Source organism: Bacteroidia bacterium (assembly GCA_016218155.1).
Lineage (GTDB): Bacteria > Bacteroidota > Bacteroidia > Bacteroidales > GWA2-32-17 > GWA2-32-17.
The window spans coordinates 109855-130797 of sequence record JACREQ010000008.1; the positions used below are offsets into that span (position 1 = coordinate 109855).

Sequence of the window (20943 nt, forward strand, 5' to 3'; positions counted from 1 at the left end):
TATTTATAAAATATCAATAAAATTATTTTCACTAAAACCACCTTTTCACTTTTCCACAATATGCCAAATATGATTCTCCATGCACTTTATATAAATACTCTTCTTCAAGTCTAACCTGTACTTGAAATAATAATGCAGAAGTTACTAAAGTAAGTAATGTAATAGCATTGGGTAATATAAAGAAAATGCCGACAAGAGTAATAAGCATACCTAAAAAAATCGGGTTTCTTGAGACTGAAAATAATCCGTTTGTTTTCAATTCCGTTTTTTCCGAATGGTTAATGCCTACACGCCACGAGTTACTCATTTGTATCTGTGCAATTACTATCCATAACAATGCAAAGTGCATAAGAACAAAACCAACATATTTAAGTATTGATATTTCGAGCCAGAAAAAAGGTGCAAAGTATTTTATTCCATCAGGAAAAATAATGTTTACTAATGCTACTATAAAGATTAACGAGGTAATAGGTGCTGACACTTTACCAAGAAAGTCATGTGCAGAATCAGTATTTTTAAACACATAAGGATTAATACCTGTTTTAAGCTTTACTCTTACTGAAGGAACTATAAACACAATAACAAAATACCATGCGAGAAATGTTGCTATATATATTTTTTCAAACATAAAAATAAGATTTAGTAAATCGTTAACTTTTGTATTAATATACTAACTTCCTGTTTTGTTTTGTCAGGAAAACTGTCAATTTCTTGTCCAAAAACAAAGTTCATCGTGAGAATAAAAATTAAGTTTATTGTAATCTGTTTCATTATCGTTAATTTTTATTTCTTTTTTGAGAGAAATTATTTTTTCAATATCCTTATAGCATTAAAAACAGCTATCAAAGCCACTCCCATATCGCCAAAAACAGCTTCCCACATAGTGGCTATACCGAATATTCCAAGTATTATAAATATTGCCTTTACACCCATAGCAAAAAGAATATTCTGCCAGACAATATTTCTTGTTCTTTTTGCGACATTAATAGCTATTGCAACTTTTGAAGGAGAATCGGTCATCAGCACAACATCTGCGGTCTCTATTGCAGCATCAGAGCCAAGAGCACCCATTGCTATTCCGATATCCGCACGGGCAATGACAGGGGCATCATTTATACCGTCACCCACAAAAGCCACTTTTCCTCCTTTGCATTCTTCTATCAAAGTTTCTATGTGTTTTACCTTATCTTCGGGTAACAATTCATAAAAGTATTTGTCGATGTTTAATTTTTTGGCAATGGCTGCTGCTGCAAATTTGTTATCACCTGTAAGCATTACCGTTTGGATATTCTTTGTTCTTAAATTTTCTATTGCTTCAATGGCATCATCTTTCAATGTATCCGAAATAATTATATATCCGGCATAAACCTTATCAATGGCAATATGAACAACAGTTCCTTCGATATTACATACCGGGTGTTCAATGTTTTCTTTATGCATTAACTTATCATTTCCGGCAAGTACGGTTTTTTCGTCAATTACTGCTTTTATGCCATGCCCTGAAATTTCTTCAACATGTTTTATTCTTTTGATATCTCTGTCTTTTCCATACGCATCAGAAATTGACGTAGCAACAGGGTGATTTGAGTTGGTTTCAGCATATGCAGCATATTCTAATATTTGTTCTTTGGGAAAATCGTTCGATGTAACAATATTTACAACTTTAAACTCTCCCTTTGTAAGTGTACCTGTTTTGTCGAAGACTACTGTTTTTACCTGAGTTAACGCATCAAGAAAGTTCGAGCCTTTAACAAGTATGCCTTTTCTTGAAGCACTGCCAATTCCGCCGAAATATCCTAACGGAATACTTATAACCAATGCACAGGGGCAAGAAATAACCAAGACAACCAATGCACGATAGATCCAATCGCTGAATGTTTGCCCGCTAAATAACAAAGGTGGAATAATGGCTATTAACAAAGCACCAACCACCACTACTGGAGTATAATATTTAGCAAAAGTGGTAATAAATTTCTCGGTTTCAGCTTTTTTAGATGATGCGTTTTCTACCAGCTCCAGAATTTTGGATACGGACGATTCACTGAATAATTTTGTTACTTTGATAGTAAGCACACCTGTTTGATTTATCATCCCAGATAAAACAGTGTCCTTTTCTTTAAACTTACGTTGTACACTTTCGCCAGTTAACGCAGCAGTATCAACAAATGAATTCCCCTCAATAACTTCACCATCGAGGGGAATTTTTTCTCCTGGTTTAACAATAATTATATCTCCAACTTTTACGCTCTCAGGAGAAACTTTTATTGCTTCATCATTTAACAACAAATTTGCGTAATCTGGTTTTATTTCAAGCAATGCTTTTATTGATTTCCTTGAACGATTTACTGATATATCCTGAAATAATTCACCCACAACATAAAAAAGCATTACTGCCATTGCTTCTGGCATTTGGTCTATTGCAAAAGCTCCAACTGTAGCAATTGTCATTAAAAACTGCTCATCAAAAAACTTTCCTCTAAAGATATTTTTTACAGCTGTTGAAATGACTTTCCAACCTACAATTAGATAACCAGCTCCAAATACCAAAAATTCAGCAAGCTGAAAAGGGGTATTATGTAATTCTTTTTCGAATAACATTCCTGCAATTAAAATAAACAGACCTGAAACAGCCTTAATAATAGTCCATTTATTTTCAGCAATTTCACTTTTTGCAACTATTATTTTCTCATTTTCTTCGACTTCAACTTCCGGTTCAATTTTCTGAATTTGTGCTTTAACCTTTTCAATATTATCGGTATCAATAATCATGGTAGAATTTGCAAAATTCACATTGACAAATTTCACATCGTCAAGTTTGGCAATGCTGTGTTCAATTTTTGAAGCACAAGAAGCACAATCTAAGTTTTTTAACTTATACTTTTTCATTTACTGTACCATTTAATTGCAAACATAATTGCTTATTTATCAAACATCCATTTGTCGTACAGATTTAATAACCTGTACAACAAATGGCTAAATACCATACTAAATATTAGTACCTGTTTTAACCCGATAAGCTTTTAGGACATCGGTAACATATATAATTCCATCACCTGAATTTCCAGTTCGTCCTTTGATGGAAATAATACTGACAATTTTTTCAACTTCAGAATCATTACAAACAATTTCAATTATTGCAACTTTAAAATTTGTGAGTAGGAAACTGGTAGAGTTTATTTGCTCGTCATCCGAAAAGGTTCCTGTTCCTTCTGCCCACGAAACAGTGATATTAGAACAACCTACCTCCTGTAATTTAGTCAGAATATCATCAACCTTAAATGGTTTTACTATAGCTTTTATGGCTTTCATTGCTTTATCAGTTTTAATGTTTCAGCCTTTCCGTTAATTGTAACCGAAAGAAAATATACTCCACTTGTAATATCAGATTTTAAAATGTCTTTAACTGGTAAGTCACATGGACCGCTAAAAAATGTTTTCTTATAATTAGCAATCTTTTGACCTAGCATATTAGTAATAGATATTTCTACTTCTGAAGTTTCGTTTAAATCAATTACCAAAACAGACTCATTATTTATTGGATTTGGATATAGATTTAAATTATTTGTTGCAGAAAGTGGTAAATTTTCAACATTTGTTAATTGATCTAAATTTATATTATCAATGAAAATTCCATTACCACTACCTGATGTTACAACAAATTTAACTCTAATATTTGCTTTATTCATAAATGAAGTAGGGATATAAATATTTTCCATTCTCCATTCTGTTGTGCTTGGAGTAAAAGAACTAACCAATGCACCACCATTAGTAGATAATGTTGCACCAGATTTTGTTTGTCTTAGTAACCAAGTAGAACCGCAATTATAAGAAATGTAAATCTGTAATTTATCATTATCTGTTGCAGTTTTTTGAGCATAAGCAACCCAATAAGTAAAGAAATTACTAGGATTATTTCCTGCAAATAAAATATTTGGTGAATATAATTCGGAGGTTTGACCAGCCACATTACTTGCATTATTAACCTTTAATGAAGCCATGCCATCATAACCAATATTTGTTCTTACCCAATTAGATGTGCTATTACCTCTTATCAGCCAACTTTTGGTAGTATCTAAATAATTCGGAAATGAACTATCCTCAAAACTTTCTATCCAAGGGACGTTTTCACCTACAGTAGAATTCAGCACTTGTATAATATCTGTCTTTGTTATTTGGTTGCTTCCACTGGTATTTGATGCGGTTAAGGTAGCACTATAATTTCCTGCTGAAGCATAAGAAACAATTGGGCTTATATCACTCGAAACAGCTGGAGTTCCTCCCGGGAACGACCATTGCAAAGAATATCCAGTATCAACATTCCATGTTAAATCAGTGAATTGAACTGTAATATTGTCGCAACTAAGTGATTTGTTATATTTAAAATCCGGTTCAGGAATACATATTTGTGAAATATAACCATCATTTGTACCAGTAGCAATTAAATTAGAAGCTGACCATAAATTATTTCGCCCACTTACCGAACTGTTTAAAGCTGCCCTCATTCTGGTCTTTTGCCCTTCTGTGTACATATTGCTACAATAGCTGTAATCCATATAATTCTGCACGTTGTCTAATTCTCCGCAAGTGTTTGCTGTTAAATTACAACTTGTATGACCTATAGTATTGGGAGTATCGGAAACACCATCATCAATTCCGCAATTAGAAGCAAGTCCAGGCTCATTACTATTTCCCCAAGTATGTGCAAGATTCAAATAATGCCCAACTTCATGAGTTAGTGCCCTAGAGTAATTATAATTACCTGTTCCTATACTGCCAACGTAGGTTGCCAATATTATCACTCCATCTTTATTTACACCCCAAGCTCCAGAAACACTTGATGGATAATAAGAATAACCTGCTGCACCAGACTCTAAATTGTTAGCTGTCCAAACATTTAAATATTTATTTCTAGGCCATGAAGGCGAAAGTAGCTTTGAATCATCATTCGCATTATATGTTTCACTTGTTACGGTTCTAACAATACCATCAGTACAATTTCCATTGGGATCAATCTGAGCTAATCGAAATTCAATATTTGAATTTGCAGCTATACCTAGAAATGCTGAGACAATATTTGCTGTGTCGGCATTTAACTTTTTATAATCTTCATTCAATATTCTTATCGCATCTAAAATCTGAACTTTTGAAATATTTTCTGCTCCGTAGTAGTGTAAAACATGGAACACTACCGGGATGACATAGACTGCTTCAGATTTTTGATTATTTTGAGAAAATTGTTTTGTGAATAATTCGAGTTCGCTTTTAGCATTTAATGCATCCGGATTTTCAATTTCTGCACGTTGGTCTGCTTCAAATTCAGAGCATAAACGTGTTTGTGAAAAACCATTAATAAAAGGAAATGTTAGAAATAACATTAAAATAATTTTCTTTGCTACTCTATTAAATAAAACACAAATGAATAGGTTTAATTTAGTTGCTGTTTTTATATTTTGCATATTACATATATTTTAAATTAATAATTTATTTTAACAAGCCATATCGCCAGCATTTTTCATTGCTGATAATAAATTATAAGCCCCTTTTAGAACAATTTTACTTTTTTGAAGATCGAAGTCTTTTGGCAAAATTACTTCTGTGTAACCATTGTCTGTTACACCTTTATTTACCTCGATCATTTCATATAAAGTAACAAACTTTTCACCTTCCTTTTTTCTTTCATAAAAGATGAAAATATAATGTTTATCCTCGAAAGAAAGTACTGCATCAGCAGGTAAAGCAGTAACAGAATCATTTTGAGTTTCAATTATTGCGTTTACATACATTCCGGGCAATAAGTTTTTATTCTCTTTCTCAACAGTAGCATATACCTTAATTGTTTTATCTGTATTAATTGATTTTCCTACCTGATAAACAGTTGCATTTTGTTTGTTGTCAGGCTGATTTGGAATATTGAAACTGATTTTTTGGCCGATAGATATTTTATTAATATCTTTCTCAAATACAGTTAGTTCTAATGTTAAGTTTTGCATATTAATAATTTCAACTATAACATCGGTAGGATTAACATACTTGCCAATATTAACATTAACAGTTTTAACATAACCATTTATAGGTGATACAACAGAAATTGAACTTGAGATATTTTCAACCTGCAATTTCTTACCATCAATACCTATAAGTTTTAATTTCTGATCGAGTGCATATACCTTTGATTGAAGGCTTTTGTACTCTGATAAAGCAAGTTGGTATGTTTTGTTAGAACTTACATTTTCTTTATTTAAATCCTTTTGCCTGTTGTATTCAGTTTCGGCATAATCAAGTTTGCTTTTACTTTCAATAAAGTTTTGTTGCAGTTCGATAAATTCAGGGTTTTCAATAACTGCAACAACCTGACCTTTTGAAACAGGGCTACCTTGAACCAGACTAGTATTTTTAATATAGCCTCCCATTATTGCAGATATTGAAACCAGATTTTGTGGTGAAACGCTTACAATTCCATTCACTTTAATTTCTGTACTTAATACTTTTTGCTCAATTGTACCAAGCTCAATACCGGATGATTTACCTTGAGCATCATTCATCTCAACTGTATTAGGTGGAAGCACCTCATGTTCACCTTCATGTTCATTTGCCTCTTTTTTGCTATTGCAACTTAGTGTAAATAAGGCCAGTGCAAACAGTATAAAAAACAATTTTGTTTTCATTTTATTATTATTTTTAGTTTATTTTACTTTTGTTAATATTTAATTTGTTTTTCCTAACATTCTATCAATGTCTATTATCGATTGATTATATTTACTTAATGTTAGCAAATAATTTGATTTTATTTCCAGTGCTTTATCAAGATTAAGTACATATTCCACATAATTAATATCACCAGCTACATAGCTTTTACCTGATTGTTTAATAATCAAATCAGATTGCGGAATTGCATTCGTTTCATAATATTCTATGCTTGATTTGAGTTTCAAATATTCCTGCAAAAGCGTTTGAAATTCACCCTGTATCGCAGAATTATAATATTCATAATTATTCTGTGCAATTTGTTCGTTAATCTTAGATGCCTTTATTTTTGCAGATTGAGAAAAGAATAATATAGGAACAGCAACTCCAAACTGTACACCAGTAAAACGATACCCACTACTTAAATCTTTATTTGACTGATTAAAATAACCAACAGATAGGTCAGGCATTAATTTCAATCTTTCAACCTGAGTTTCTCTTCTGCTAATTTCAATTTGTTGCTTTATTATAGCAAGAGTTGGATTATTAAAAATAGCGGAACTGTCAGATATAAACGCAAAATCGATTTTAAATAACATCGTGTCAGAAAGACTGATATTTTCTCTTTCATTAATAAGAACTTTCAGTTTCTGTTGACTGATCTGAATATCTGCTTTTACCTGATTGATTAATGTTTTAATCTCCATAGAACGAGTCTGTGCTGTTACTTTTTCTAATAACGGACTTTCACCTTTTGCAGTTTTAAGTTCAGCTGCTTTAAGGAAATTGTAATAAAGTGAATCCTGATAAACAAGTAATTTAAGCAGGGAGTAATTATATAATTGCTGAACGTAAACTGATTTTACATTGCTTATGATTTCAGTTTTCGATAGCAATAAACCGTTTTCTGCATTCTTAACATAAGCATTTCCCAGTTTTGAACGACCAACATTTTGAAAAACGGATGGGAAAGATTGTGAAATCGTAAAGCTATTATCTTTTACATATGAATTGGTTTGACCATTTGTATAGTCAAAACTGGTTTTTTCGTATTCCCAGCTTCCATTTTTAAGTTTTTTCTGATATTCAACTTGCAAAGCTGCCGATTTGATATAGCCATTGTTAGTCAATGCAGTTTGAATAATCTGATCGAGTGTATATGTCTTCGGATTATTAGTCTGAGCCTTTACAGTATTCAACGAACTAAATCCTGAAAAACACAAAATCATTAGGATTGTTTTTACAACAGGAGAAATTCCATTTTTTCTTTTTTTACCAGAAAACAAAATATAAAGTACCGGCAATACAATTAAAGTTAAAAGTGTAGCTGAAATTAATCCGCCAATAACAACGGTTGCTAAAGGTTTCTGAACTTCTGCTCCGGCTGAAGATGATAATGCCATTGGTAAAAATCCAAGTGAAGCAACAGCTGCTGTCATCAATACCGGGCGAAAACGTGATTTTATACCCTTAAAAACACGTTCATAAATGTCAGAAATATTTTCTTCTCTTTCCAGTCGATTAAATTCTGCAATTAAAACAATTCCATTCAGTACAGCAACCCCAAACAAAGCGATAAACCCAACACCAGCCGAGATACTGAAATTCATATCACGAATATAAAGAGCAATTACACCACCTATCATAGATAGTGGAACAGCCGAATAAATAAGTAAGGTTTGTTTTAATGATTTGAAAGTAAAAAATAAAAGAACGAAAATTAATAATAAGGCTACAGGTACAGCAATTGACAACCTTTTATTTGCTGCAACCAAGTTTTCAAATTGACCACCATAAGTAATATAATATCCCGGAGGAAGTTTTAATTTTTTATCGAGTATAGGACGGATTTCTTCAATAATAGATTGAACATCCCTGTTACGTACATTGAATTGGATTGTAATACGACGTTTGGTACTTTCACGGGAAACCTGTGCAGTACCGGTTTTAATTTCAACAGAAGCAAGTTGGTCAAGTGTAATTTGATTACCGTTCGGTAATGGAACATACAGACTTCTAATAAACTCAATGTCATCTCTAAAATTTTTATTAAAACGGACTACCAGATCGAAGCGTTTTTCTTCATCATATACCACTCCGGCAGAGCTACCAGCAAATGCAGTTTTTAGAATCAAATTAATGTCTTCTATGTTTAACCCATATTGTGCAATCTTCTTTCTGTCGTATATTACCTGAACCTGCCCAGAGCCAGTTACTTTTTCTACATTTATATCTTCAACACCTGGCACATCACGAATTAGTTTTTCTATTTCATCAGCATTAGTTGCAAGTGTATCTAAATTATCTCCAAATATTTTCACTGCAACATCCTGCTTTGATCCAGTCATTAATTCATTAAATCTCATCTGAATGGGTTGTTGAAGTGTAAATACTACTCCTTTCAATACAGATAATTCTTCCTGCATCTTTTCCATCATTTCTTCCCTTGAGGAGGCACTTGTCCAATCTTTTTTATCTTTCATGACCATTATATAATCTCCTGTTTCCATCGGGGTAGGGTCAGTAGGAATTTCGCCTGTTCCGATTTTACATACTACATGTTCTACTTCAGGAAATTTTGACATTAAAATTTTATTAGCTTTCTCAACTGTTTCAATAGTATTAGATAAAGAACCACCTTGTAAAGTCATAACACCTGCTGCCAAATCTCCTTCTTCGAGTTGAGGAATAAATTCTCCTCCTAGTGAATTAAAAAGAAAAATGCTTCCGATGAATAATGAGACGGAAATTATAATAACTGATATTTTGTGCTTTAATGAAAAATTTAATAATGGATCAAAAGCTTTGTGAAGTGCCTTCATTATTTTATCAGAAAATGTAGTTTTATGTTCTGTTTTCCTGCTTAAAAATAATGCTGATGCAACCGGAACATAGGTCAATGATAAAATAAGTGCGCCAAGAATTGCGAAGCTTACTGTTTGAGCCATTGGTCTAAACATTTTACCCTCAATTCCTACTAATGCAAGAATTGGCAAGTAAACTATTAATATAATAATTTGACCGAATGTAGCAGAGTTCATCATTCTTTTGGCAGAACTTAAAACTTCTCCATCCATTTGCTGTCGTGATAGCTTTTTAACTCCGACATGGTGCGTTGAACTTTGTGATATTCGATGTACCACGCTTTCGACAATAATAACAGCCCCATCGACAATCAACCCGAAATCAATTGCTCCCAAACTCATTAAGTTTCCTGAGACACCAAACAAATTCATTAATGAAATAGCAAAAAGCATAGATAAAGGAATAACTGATGCAACAATAAGCCCGGCTCTAAAATTTCCAAGTAGCAGAACTAAGATGAAAATAACTATTAAACCACCTTCTATAAGATTTTTTGAAACAGTTCCAACAGCACGGTCAACCAATTCTGTCCTGTCATAGAATGCTTCTATTTCGACTCCTTCGGGTAATGATTTTTGAATCAGCTTTATTCGCTCTTTCACACCATCAATAACTTCAGAAGCATTTTTGCCTTTAAGCATCATAACTACTCCGCCAACTGCTTCACCAATTGTATCAACTATAAATGCTCCGTATCTTGGGGCATTGCCAAACTGAACTTTTGCCACATCTTTTATTAAAATTGGTAAATCTTGATTGGTAGATTTAACAACAATATTTTCAATATCTTCAATAGATGTAACAAGTCCGATGCCTCTGATAAAATAAGCTTGAGGTTTCTTATCAATGTATGCACTACCGGTATTCTGATTGTTTTTTTCCAGAGAATTAAAAATATCAGTGAGTGTAATTCCCATCGCTTTTAATTGCTCAGGGTTTACAGAGACTTCATATTGCTGTAGAAACCCCCCATAGCTGTTTACATCTGCTACACCATCAGTTCCAAGCATTTCACGTCGTACTATCCAATCCTGAATAGTACGCAGTTTCATGGCATCATATTTTTTCTCATATCCGGGTTTAACTCTCAATACATACTGGTATATTTCACTCAATCCTGTAGATATTGGAGCCAATTGTGGTTTAGTAACTCCGGCAGGAATTAGCTCTTCGGCTTCTTTTAAGCGTTCAGAAATTTGCTGTCTTGCCCAATACATATCTACATTATCTTCAAACACTACTGTAACAACAGACAAACCTAATCGGGAAATAGATCGAAGCTCTACTTTATTAGGTATATTCGCTACCGATATTTCAATTGGAGCTGTAATAAACTGTTCTACTTCATTAGCAGCCAATGTTGGAGCAATTGAAATAATATGCACCTGATTATTTGTAATATCAGGAACTGCATCAATGGGTAATTTCTTTAGAGAATATATACCCCAAGCAATTAAGGCTAATAAAAATAACCCTATTACTAATTTGTTATTTATCGAAAATTTAATGATTTTTTCTATCATAATTTATTTATTTTACATGTACGGTGAAATAGTGATAAATTCTTGTAATAATGCCGAAAATCAGGATTAAGCATACTAAATAAATGAGGAACCACTTAACAATATACTTTGAATCGATTTTTTTCTTTTTTTTCTTCTTCTTTTTTGTTTTCAATTTTATTTGATAATTTAAATACTACGTGAATATGTTATGTTTCAATAAAGAAAACATAAAGATGATTAACAACGTGTAGAATTTAATAACGAAGTTAATCTAATCAGTAGTTATAAAAATTATATTTTTGGCGGTTGCCAGAAAGAAAGAGAAAATTCAGAGAGAAATGGAACTCTGAAAAAATATTCTAATGCGGAAGGTTTAACCGAGATAGGTTTAAAAAATATCTGATATACAAAAGAAATACTTGATCCACAACAACTGCATGTACAGAAAGGAGAACAAAGGTCAACATCAGAAGAATGTGAATCGTTAGTTTGTTTACATAAATGTGTTAACTGAATATCATTTGACCTGTGATTATCAACACAAGGAATTAGTGTAAGACCCACTATATAAATACTTAATATGATTGTTAAGAATTTCAACTTATTTTCAGCTAATTTCACTACAAAGATATATGTTTTTTATTGCAATTGAGTTGCAAAGTTATTTATGGCAATTAGCACATACACCTTTTACTACCATGTTAATACTATCAAGTGTAAAGAGAACCGGCAGATTTACAGGAGGAACTGGAATTTCGGTCATGCAATAGGTTTGCTTGCATTTTGAGCATAAAAAATGAATATGTAAATCATTTGGATTACATTCACAGGTTTCATTGCACATAGCATACTTAACGGAGCCAGTGCCATCATCAATGCTATGTATAAGCTTATTTTCTTCAAAAGTTTTTAAAGTCCTATATAAAGTAACTTTATCTACTTTATCAAATTTTTGTTCTAAATCAGCTAAACTAATGGCAACCTTTTGTTCCATCAATACTTTTAAAACCAACTCACGCATTGCAGTTGGCTTGATATTCCTTTGATTAAGTTTATTCATAGTACAAATTTATAAGTTTTCGCTCAACCTTGTTCATTTTCTTTCAAACACTTTCATTTTTCATCATTTTCATTCACAAATTTTCAAGAATTATCAAGCACACTTTCGCCCTGCCAGAACTTGGAGGTAAAATCAGGTTTTTTATTTCAATTCTTGTAGTAAAGTGAAAATATTTGAAAATTCTGACATAAGAAACGGAAATTAAAACATCTGTAACAAATTAACGTATTTTTGAATAAACAAACATTTTATGGCAAACAAATATAACACAATCAGAACGCCACCTACTTTAAAGAATTTGTAATAAAACAAAGTAAATCTTTATTAAAATATCAATTAAAGCATCAAAATATGAGGAAGATATAATTTAGAGTTCCCCAAAAGATAATCGCGGTCTTTGCAGATTTGTCACAAGATTAAAAAAACTGCCACCATCGAAATAGGATAGTGGCAGCTTTAAACAAATAAACTCCTATGAATTATTGGTAAATAGTTAGCTCAGAAATAACTTTTTGTAATTCTTTTTCAGTTTCAAACATGCTATTTATACTCGAATAATAGAAAGCAAGTTCCATCATATAGTCAATTAATGAAATTTCGCCTTTATCAAATGCTGTTTTAAGCAATTCAGCATTATTTGCCGACATCAAAGTTAAACGATACGCATCAACTGTTTTTCGTAGACTTATTGCCTTACCATGTAAAATTTTAAGTTTATTGTAAAAATTAATTTTATAATCAGTCTCCAATGCCTGAATAGCAAGAATATTTGCTTTAGCGAATTTAACAGTGTTTTTGTTTTCCCATAACGGAATTGATATGCCTACACTTAAACCCTGGAATTGTTGCCCTACAACTTTCTCACTCATATAGCCTGTAGATAATTTTGGTAAACTCATTGCCATATTAAGTTTTTGTTGTTTCTGACTTATTTCAATTTCTTGTTTCAGCCAAGATAAAACCGGACTGCTTTTTTCAGCTTCAATATACCACTGCTCAAAATCAACTGGGATTTCTTTTACTACAAAAACGGTATCTTCAACTGCTATTGCGGTTCCACCGTTTAAAGAAGTAAGCTCTGAAGTGTATCCTTTAAGTTTCAGATCATTTGTTTCGGATTCTTTCTGAGCATTTAATAAGTTTAATTGTGTTTTGTTATATTCAATAACATTTACATCTCCGTTATTAAACCTTGCTTTATAAGAATCGGAAATACTCTGAGCATGTTTCAATCGTCTGTCGTATTCTTTTTTCAAAGCATTTGCATTGATAATATCTATACATAGACTTCGAGCTTGAAGAAGTACTGTTTTTAATTGTTTCTGATATTCAAGCTCCAGTTGCTGATTCTTCATGTTTGCAATTTTGCTTTTGTAACAATATGCCGTTGGAAAATCAAACGACTGTCTTATGCTAAAATCAGTACGGTTGCCAATAGCTGAAGGATTACCAAATAAATAGTTGAATTCAAATTCAGGATTTTTAAGGTAAATGCCTGTTCTATTGCCAAAACTATTGGCTTCAACACTTTTTTGCAATGCTAAAAGAGTTGAGTTGTTCTTTTCTATTTGCGGCAAAATACTTTCAATACTGTTTTGTGCTAAAAGAGAAATCGGCAAAAAGAAAAGAACAGAACATATTTTTATGTATTTGTTCATTTTTATTCTATGTTAAAAATTAATACCATAATATTTTAATACTACAACATAACCCCAATAAGCAATGGCTGTAATAGCTGCCGATATCGTTAACGATACCCAGAAATTTAAACCAAACTTGATGAACAAGGGAAATGCTATTAAAAAAATAAAGCTAGGAATGACTGCAATAAGGACATTCCAAGAAAGAGAAGCAACTTTCTGGGAATTGTTTGTGTCCAGATACAGCCAAACCATAGCCAATAAAGTAGTCAATGGTAAAGATGCGTAAATAGCTGCCATTACTGAATTTCGTTTGCTTACTTCTGAAATTGCAACAATTAACACAGAAGTTACCAATACTTTAATAATAAATCTAATTATCATACCTTTTCATTTTTTAAAATTCCACGATTTCTGAGAATACTATAAACAATTGGTATAATATACATATTTAATAAAGTAGAAGTAAGCAATCCACCCAAAATAACTTTTGCCATCGGACTTTGAATTTCATTACCCGAAAGATCACCTTTCAAAGCTAATGGAATAAGTGCAAGAGCCGCAGTAAGTGCAGTCATTAAAATTGGGTTTAATCTGTCTATTGAACCTTTTGTTACGGTTTCATATAAAGAAGTACCTTTCTTATGTAAATTCTGATAATTTGAAATCAGCAGAATTCCATTTCGCGTTGCAATACCAAAAAGTGTAATAAATCCAATAATTGCAGGAATACTTAATATGCCTGAAGTAAAATAAATTGAGAAAACACCACCAATTAATGCAAGTGGAAGATTTAACAATATAATACCCGCTAACTTGAAATTTTTGAACTCCTGATAAAGCAATAAGAAAATAATAAAAATTGCAATTATTGAAGTATACAGAAGTGTTTGGGAAGCTTTTTCTTCACTTTCAAATTGTCCACCGTATACAATCCCATACCCTTCTGGCACCTTTACTTTATTATCAACAGCTTTTTTGATGTCTTTTACTACACTGCTTATATCCCTTCCTGAAACGTTTGCTGAAACAACAATTTTTCGTTGAACATTTTCCCTGCTGATGGAACTTGGGCCAGTTACAGAAACTATATCAGCAACTTCTTCTAATGGGATTTTTTTACCATCATATGTATCAATTAATGCTGATTTAATACCCTCTATAGTTTCTGTATAATTTTTATCTAGACGTAATACAAGATCAAACCTTCGCTGTCCCTCATAAATGTCCGCAAGTTTTTCCCCACCAAATGAAATATCAATAAATTCGTTGAAACGCTCAATAGTAATTCCGTATTGAGCCAGCATTTCCCTATTTGCTTTTATTTGTATCTGAGGAACATCTATTTGCTGATCTACATTTACATCTACTAAACCTTCAATTCCAGCAACCGAGCTTTTAACCTCATTACCTAATGCGAAAAGCTTATTCAAGTCATTTCCAAAAATTTTAATTGCAATATTCGCTCTTGTACCCGATAACATGTGATCTATTCTGTGTCCTAGAGGTTGACCAACAGTAGCAGCAATGCCAGGTACACCAGATAGTTTTTTACGGACATCGGCCATAAACTCATCTCTACTTCGATCTTTTAATTTAAAATTAACATCTATTTCTGCACTATTAACTTTTTGGGAATGTTCATCTAATTCTCCTCTACCTGTTCTTCTTGCAGTACTTACAACTTCTGGTATTGATAACAGTTCTGTTTCAATAAGATTTCCAAGAATATTGCTCTCTTCTAATGAAGTTCCAGGCTTACAGATAGCCGACAAGGTTAAAGAACCTTCATTAAACTCAGGAAGAAAACTTCTTCCCATAGTTGAAAAAGCAATTATTGAAGCAACAAAAAGTCCTAACGATGAAAATAAAACTACACGTTTGTGATTCAGAGACCAGGTAAGTGATTTTTCATAATAGCCTGATAATTTTCGCACCAACCACTTTTCTTTTTTGTTTTTATTCAGGTATTTTTCATTTGTCAATAACATATTACACAATAGCGGAGTGAGTGTCATCGCAACAATAAGAGAAACAAACAATGCAACAATAAATAAAACACCAAGTGGTATCAACATTCTTCCTTCCATTCCAGAAAGAAAAAACAAAGGAAGAAAAGCCACAATAATTATAAATGTTGCATTCAAAATTGAGGCTTGAATTTCCTTTAATGCATCAAATACAACATTAATATTAGATATTTTTTCTTCAGCAGGTTTTGCATGATTTTGTCGCAGTCGTTTATATACATTTTCTACATAAATTATGGCATCATCAACAAGAACTCCAATGGCTATTGCCATACCTCCCAGACTCATTGTATTTATGTTTAGTCCAAATAATTTCATAACAAGAATAGCTCCCAGTAAAGAAAGCGGTATTGCAAGCAATGAAATAATTGTTGTCCTGAAGCTTCCTAAAAACAGAAACAGAATAATAATTACAAATATTGCTCCTTCAATCAAAGCATTCTGAACATTGTTTACAGAAGTCTCTATAAAATCAGCCTGTCGGAATATCTTTGTATCTAATTTCACATCAGGCGGTAATGTTTTTTGAAGGACTGCAAGATTTGCTTCAATGCGCTCTGTTAATTCAAGTGTATTTGTATTAGGTTGTTTTGAAATAGAAATAATAATTGCAGGTTTCCCGTTTTCAGAAGCATATCCCATTTTTACTGCGCTACCAATTTTCACTTCAGAAATATCACTTAATCTTACAGGTTTATTATTATTTATCTTTATTACCGATTTGGACAATTCCTCAAGATCAGAAGATCTTGCCATTCCACGTACAACATATTCATTTCCATATTGCCTTATTACTCCACCTGATGAGTTTTGGCTGATTCCTTCGCAAATACTTGCAAGTTCGCTCATTGAAACACCATAGTATTTCATTTTTTGAGGATTTGCTAATACCTGATATTGTTTGTAATCACCACCAATTATTGTAACTTGTGAAACTCCGGTGGTTGCAAGAAGTAATGGCTTTACATTCCAATCAGCAATTGTCCTTAAATCCATTAATGTAGTACTGTCAGCCTGAATACCTATAAAAAACATTTCTCCCATAACACTTGATTGAGGAGCAAGCGTTGGCTGACCAACCCCTAATGGCATTTGTGCTGACACAGTTATTAATTTTTCACTTACAATCTGGCGGGCTTTAAAAATATCTGTTCCCCAATCGAATTCTACCCATACAAATGAAAAACCTTGTGAAGAAGCTGAACGAACTCTGCGTACATCTGTAGCACCATTCACAGCAGTTTCTAACGGAAAAGTAACCAATCGCTCTACTTCTTCAGCAGCCATGCCATGAGCATCTGTCATAACAACTACTGTTGGAGCAGTAAGGTCTGGAAATACATCCACATCCATGTTTTTGGCAGTGCGTAGTCCGAATACAATCAGAACCACTGCGCACAACAAGATGAAAAACTTGTTGTTTATTGAAAATTTTATAATTTTATCTAACATGACTTTTGTTTTTAATGGTTATGACCAGAGTGCGGGTCTAACGCATTTGTTGCCTGAGCAAGTTTTACCTGAATTGCACCTATTTTTACAACACGGTCAGTTTTATTAATTCCACTAGTAATTTCAGTTCTAATACCATCTGTAACACCAATAGAAACTTCCTTTCTCTCGAATAATTCAGGATTTACCTGTACTAAAACAGAATATACTCCCTGTTCTTCAAGAATGGCAGTTGAAGGAACAGTAATTGTTTTAGCACTTGACAACGTTTTTAGGTATAATTCAACAAAACCACCAGAAAGAAAACTACCGATATTATCAATTTGAAGACTTACCGGAATTAAGTAATTATCATCATTTGTGCTTTTTCCGTATGATAATATTTTTCCATTCAATTCTTCGAGAGTATAAGATTTATTATCATATATAGTTCGAATATTTGCTGAAGAAATTGAACCAAGAATAGGTGCATATTTTTGTTGAACATCTGCTTGAAGCAATAATGTTTTATTCTTTGTTACAGAAATTAAAGGCTGACCTGCTTCAACAAATTGACCGTTGCTAACAAAGAGCTGTTTTAAATATCCAGTTATAGGGCACGACACAGATTGTCCGCTAACAGAGAAATTTTTACTGAAAGTTTCAAAAGTCACTTTTGCATTTTCGTATTCTGTTTTTGATGCTAACAAATCCTTTTCAGAAACTATTTTATCAGCTGCCAGAGCCTTTTGTCTTTCATAATTTTCTTTTGCCTTATTGAAATTATTCTGTGCTTCTGCATATCGTACAGTTGAATTATTATCAGCTAATCCGCTTCCTGTAATCATAAATAATGATTGCCCTGCTGATACATTAATTCCTTCCAGAATATTGTCACCTGAAAACAAAATCATACCCGATGTTTGAGCAGCAACAATTGTTAAATCTCCCTGAGCAGACTTTACTTGAGCTGTAGTTTTTATTACTTGTCCGAATGGTTCATACAAAGGATCAGCTGTTTCGAATTTAATTTTCCAGGATTGTTCTTTTGTAAATACGATGGTATTTGTTTTTGAAGGTTGAAGCTTTTTTGCAGCTTCATCTGCTGAATTTTTATCAGAATAAACATTGATATTATCTGCTACAACCTGATAGTTACCTTTTACAGTTTTTATATCAAAAATAATTTTACCTGAACCAGCTGTTTTAGGTCTTAAATTAAAACTAAATATACCTTTTCGTGTTGGTTTATCAAGAGACTCAGTTGTTTCATTTGATCCAATAATCAACCTGATTGTTACACTTCCACTGTCTAAAGCTTTAAATGAAGGAAGATTTGAAAAATGAGACAATACATTACAACTATCTCCTACAACAAAAGGATCTGCTTCTGCAAAAAGTTCAAATTCGTTGCTGTATGCTGTGATTTTCAGTTTTACACTTTCGCCTCCATGACTATCTTGAATCGCTTTATCATTTTGATTGCAACTTGCTAACCCTATAGCAAATACTGCAATGAGAAAAATTTTAATTTTCATTGAAAATAATTTAAATATTAAAAAATATTGAAAAATTACGCAGATAATTTAAGCAATAGAGTAACTGTTGCCAATTGCGTTAAAAAAAATATTTAGCCAATAGGAGGAGCACGTAAACCTGTACTTAAGTTCACGTAATTAATATAATGCGAAGAAAACTCTGAGTGTTCTCTGGCTTTATATAAGTTTAGGAGTTCAGTTTTTACAACAGGATTCTTATAAAGAACAGCTACAAAAAGATTTGTAAAATCGAAATTAGAATCGAGATTGTTAGCATCAAAAGTTTGACGCAATTGATTAGGTGGAATTACAATAACCTGTTTTAAAATACAATGATGGCTTTCATTATTCCCATCATGTTCGTGTCCATGTGTTTTATGGGAATGTTCCGTATTCTTTGCTAAACTATGTGGGCCAACAAGAAATATTTGAGATTGATGGTGGTGATGTGGAATAATAGTATGAGACAACAATATTGTGTTGGCAATGCAAAGTAAAAATATAGTAAATATTTTAAGTCTCATTTTTCAACTAAAAGTGGAACAAAGTTATGTAATAAAGTTTGAAATAAATAGATAAAAAGTAGGTGTATAGCATAAGAAATGAATTTTTAACTAAAAATAACTTTTTTAGTTAGAAGGTTTATGGAATAAGAGATTTGTATTTAGTTAGGTGTGAGGATATGAATTCATATCATGTTCTTCCTTTGTCGCACCTTTAGGCTTAGTAACCATTTTGGTGATGTCAACAAAATGATCAGAAATAGCTTCACCAGTGGTTTTGCAACTTTCTTTAGCTTTTTCGATTACATTAAAAAAACATTATTATTTACGATGTTCACCTATACCGAAAATACCATATAGGTGAAAATTTATACCCATATCATAAGTGAATGTCATTCAGATTAATATAAATCTTTTTAGAGATTAATATGTCAGGTAAATACTCGTAATAACCTGACAAAACAGATTCGACAAAATCCTTATTTTGAAATTTGTTGCGCCGTTAATTATTTAGATGTTGTATTGCGTAAATCGGCAAAATACTTATCTGCTCAATGCTTGAAAAGTTTTCGAGTGAGATTCTGAAGTGCATAGAAATACTTTTATTCATGTCTTCTTTTAAGATTACTAAATGGAGTTGTTACTCCAAAAAGAAGACCTGATAAGATACCGGTAATAATGGCAAAACGCTTCACAAAATATTTAGTGTATTAAAGTTTAAAATTAGTTATTTCTTTAACCCAAAAAGCAAGTATTCCCATTATTTTAAATGTTCTATTTGTAAGTTTGGAACAAATTTATTGCTAAATATGGGGATTTCGATAATCATAATGAGTCAAAACTCAACCCTTCTTATAAAGATTTTAAAAATATTGATTTTTATTCAGAAATTGAAAAAATAAAAAAAACATAGCAATTGATTTCAATTTTTTATTCAAACAATTATTAGAAAAAAATTAAGTTTACTTCAAAAATTTTATTTTGCATACTGATTTATTAGTTTTTCACCAAAAAACGCCCAGAAAAAACTAAAGTGTACAATATGAAATTCATTTTTCACATGGTATTTTTATATTTTCGACCAAAAAACGACCGGAATTATCATTTTGCACATGGAAAAATTCAAAAGTGTACATAAAAAACACCGGATTTTACTAAAAATTTATAAATATTTGTCAAAAAACTTTACATTTGTGTAAACATATATTATATTTGTACGTTATAAGGTGTAATAATCCTAACTTTAAAATAAAGTCAAATGGAATTTTCTCTCGATACTGTTTTTAATTCAATGAGTGCTGATTCTTTTATAGAAGGAATAGAAAAAACGATGGAACTTAGATTTCAGCAAAAATTCGCTTTAAAAGATATTGGTATTTCTACACGAGTTATGAATCACTGGGATGCAAAAGGACTTATTCCTGACAGCTCAAGAAATAAAGGAGGCCCTTATACATTTAATTTTATCGAACTTATCTGGCTTCATATTGTAAAAGAACTCAGAGAATATGGTTATCCTTTGGAAAATATTAAAGAAGTCAGTTTTTATCTTACAACACCTTTTGATATTTCAGAACAATACAGAGCACTTTCTGATGATGAGAAGGAAAAGATTAAAAACAAAGTAGAAAATATTCAACTTAATAATGAAGATGAAAAGCAAAAGCTGGTAGATTCTATTAGAAAA

The 20943-nt window shown here is 32.0% G+C and carries 14 protein-coding genes; 1 reads left to right on the forward strand and 13 read right to left on the reverse strand.

The genetic code is table 11. From position 1 onward, the window contains the following. Window positions 1–31: 31 nt before the first annotated feature. The 13 genes from HY951_01155 to HY951_01215 all read right to left on the reverse strand — a co-directional run bounded on the left by HY951_01155 (window position 32) and on the right by HY951_01215 (window position 19277). The gene (locus tag HY951_01155; GenBank protein ID MBI5538638.1) at window positions 32–628 is read right to left on the reverse strand and encodes an isoprenylcysteine carboxylmethyltransferase family protein; all 597 of its coding nucleotides are present in this window, start codon (window positions 626–628) and stop codon (window positions 32–34) included. Between the two features lie 176 nt (window positions 629–804). Beyond that, entirely contained in the window at window positions 805–2886 is a 2082-nt protein-coding gene (gene cadA, locus HY951_01160) for a cadmium-translocating P-type ATPase (GenBank protein MBI5538639.1), read from the reverse strand. Window positions 2887–2985: 99 nt separating this feature from the next. Then, window positions 2986–3309: a P-II family nitrogen regulator gene (locus HY951_01165; protein MBI5538640.1), complete on the reverse strand. Its 324-nt coding sequence runs from the start codon at window positions 3307–3309 to the stop codon at window positions 2986–2988. Then, entirely contained in the window at window positions 3306–5456 is a 2151-nt protein-coding gene (locus HY951_01170; protein MBI5538641.1) for a T9SS type A sorting domain-containing protein, read from the reverse strand. Before HY951_01170 ends, HY951_01165 begins: the two co-directional genes overlap by 4 nt. Before the next feature lie 30 nt (window positions 5457–5486). Further along, entirely contained in the window at window positions 5487–6665 is a 1179-nt protein-coding gene (locus HY951_01175; GenBank protein ID MBI5538642.1) for an efflux RND transporter periplasmic adaptor subunit, read from the reverse strand. Between the two features lie 39 nt (window positions 6666–6704). Next, entirely contained in the window at window positions 6705–11072 is a 4368-nt protein-coding gene (locus tag HY951_01180) for a CusA/CzcA family heavy metal efflux RND transporter (protein MBI5538643.1), read from the reverse strand. 273 nt (window positions 11073–11345) lie between these two features. Continuing rightward, on the reverse strand, window positions 11346–11675 hold the full coding sequence (locus HY951_01185; protein ID MBI5538644.1) for a hypothetical protein: 330 nt from the start codon (window positions 11673–11675) through the stop codon (window positions 11346–11348). A gap of 40 nt (window positions 11676–11715) precedes the next feature. Next, window positions 11716–12114 (reverse strand): transcriptional repressor, encoded by a 399-nt coding sequence (locus tag HY951_01190; protein ID MBI5538645.1) that lies wholly within the window; start codon window positions 12112–12114, stop codon window positions 11716–11718. Window positions 12115–12593: 479 nt separating this feature from the next. Next, window positions 12594–13772, reverse strand: a complete 1179-nt coding sequence (locus HY951_01195; GenBank protein ID MBI5538646.1) for a TolC family protein — start codon at window positions 13770–13772, stop codon at window positions 12594–12596. A 12-nt stretch (window positions 13773–13784) separates the two neighbouring features. Continuing rightward, complete coding sequence (locus HY951_01200) at window positions 13785–14135, reverse strand: DUF3147 family protein (protein ID MBI5538647.1); 351 nt, start codon at window positions 14133–14135, stop codon at window positions 13785–13787. Further along, complete coding sequence (locus HY951_01205; protein MBI5538648.1) at window positions 14135–17236, reverse strand: efflux RND transporter permease subunit; 3102 nt, start codon at window positions 17234–17236, stop codon at window positions 14135–14137. The genes HY951_01200 and HY951_01205 overlap by 1 nt, the downstream gene beginning before the upstream one ends. Window positions 17237–17247: 11 nt before the next feature. Then, a complete protein-coding gene (locus HY951_01210; GenBank protein MBI5538649.1) occupies window positions 17248–18753 on the reverse strand; it encodes an efflux RND transporter periplasmic adaptor subunit in 1506 nt (501 codons plus the stop codon). Between the two features lie 92 nt (window positions 18754–18845). Beyond that, complete coding sequence (locus HY951_01215; GenBank protein ID MBI5538650.1) at window positions 18846–19277, reverse strand: hypothetical protein; 432 nt, start codon at window positions 19275–19277, stop codon at window positions 18846–18848. A 1237-nt stretch (window positions 19278–20514) separates the two neighbouring features. On the opposite strand from HY951_01215, the gene HY951_01220 reads away from it, so the two are divergent. Beyond that, the coding region (locus tag HY951_01220; protein MBI5538651.1) for a MerR family transcriptional regulator at window positions 20515–20943 on the forward strand (429 nt) is incomplete at its 3' end.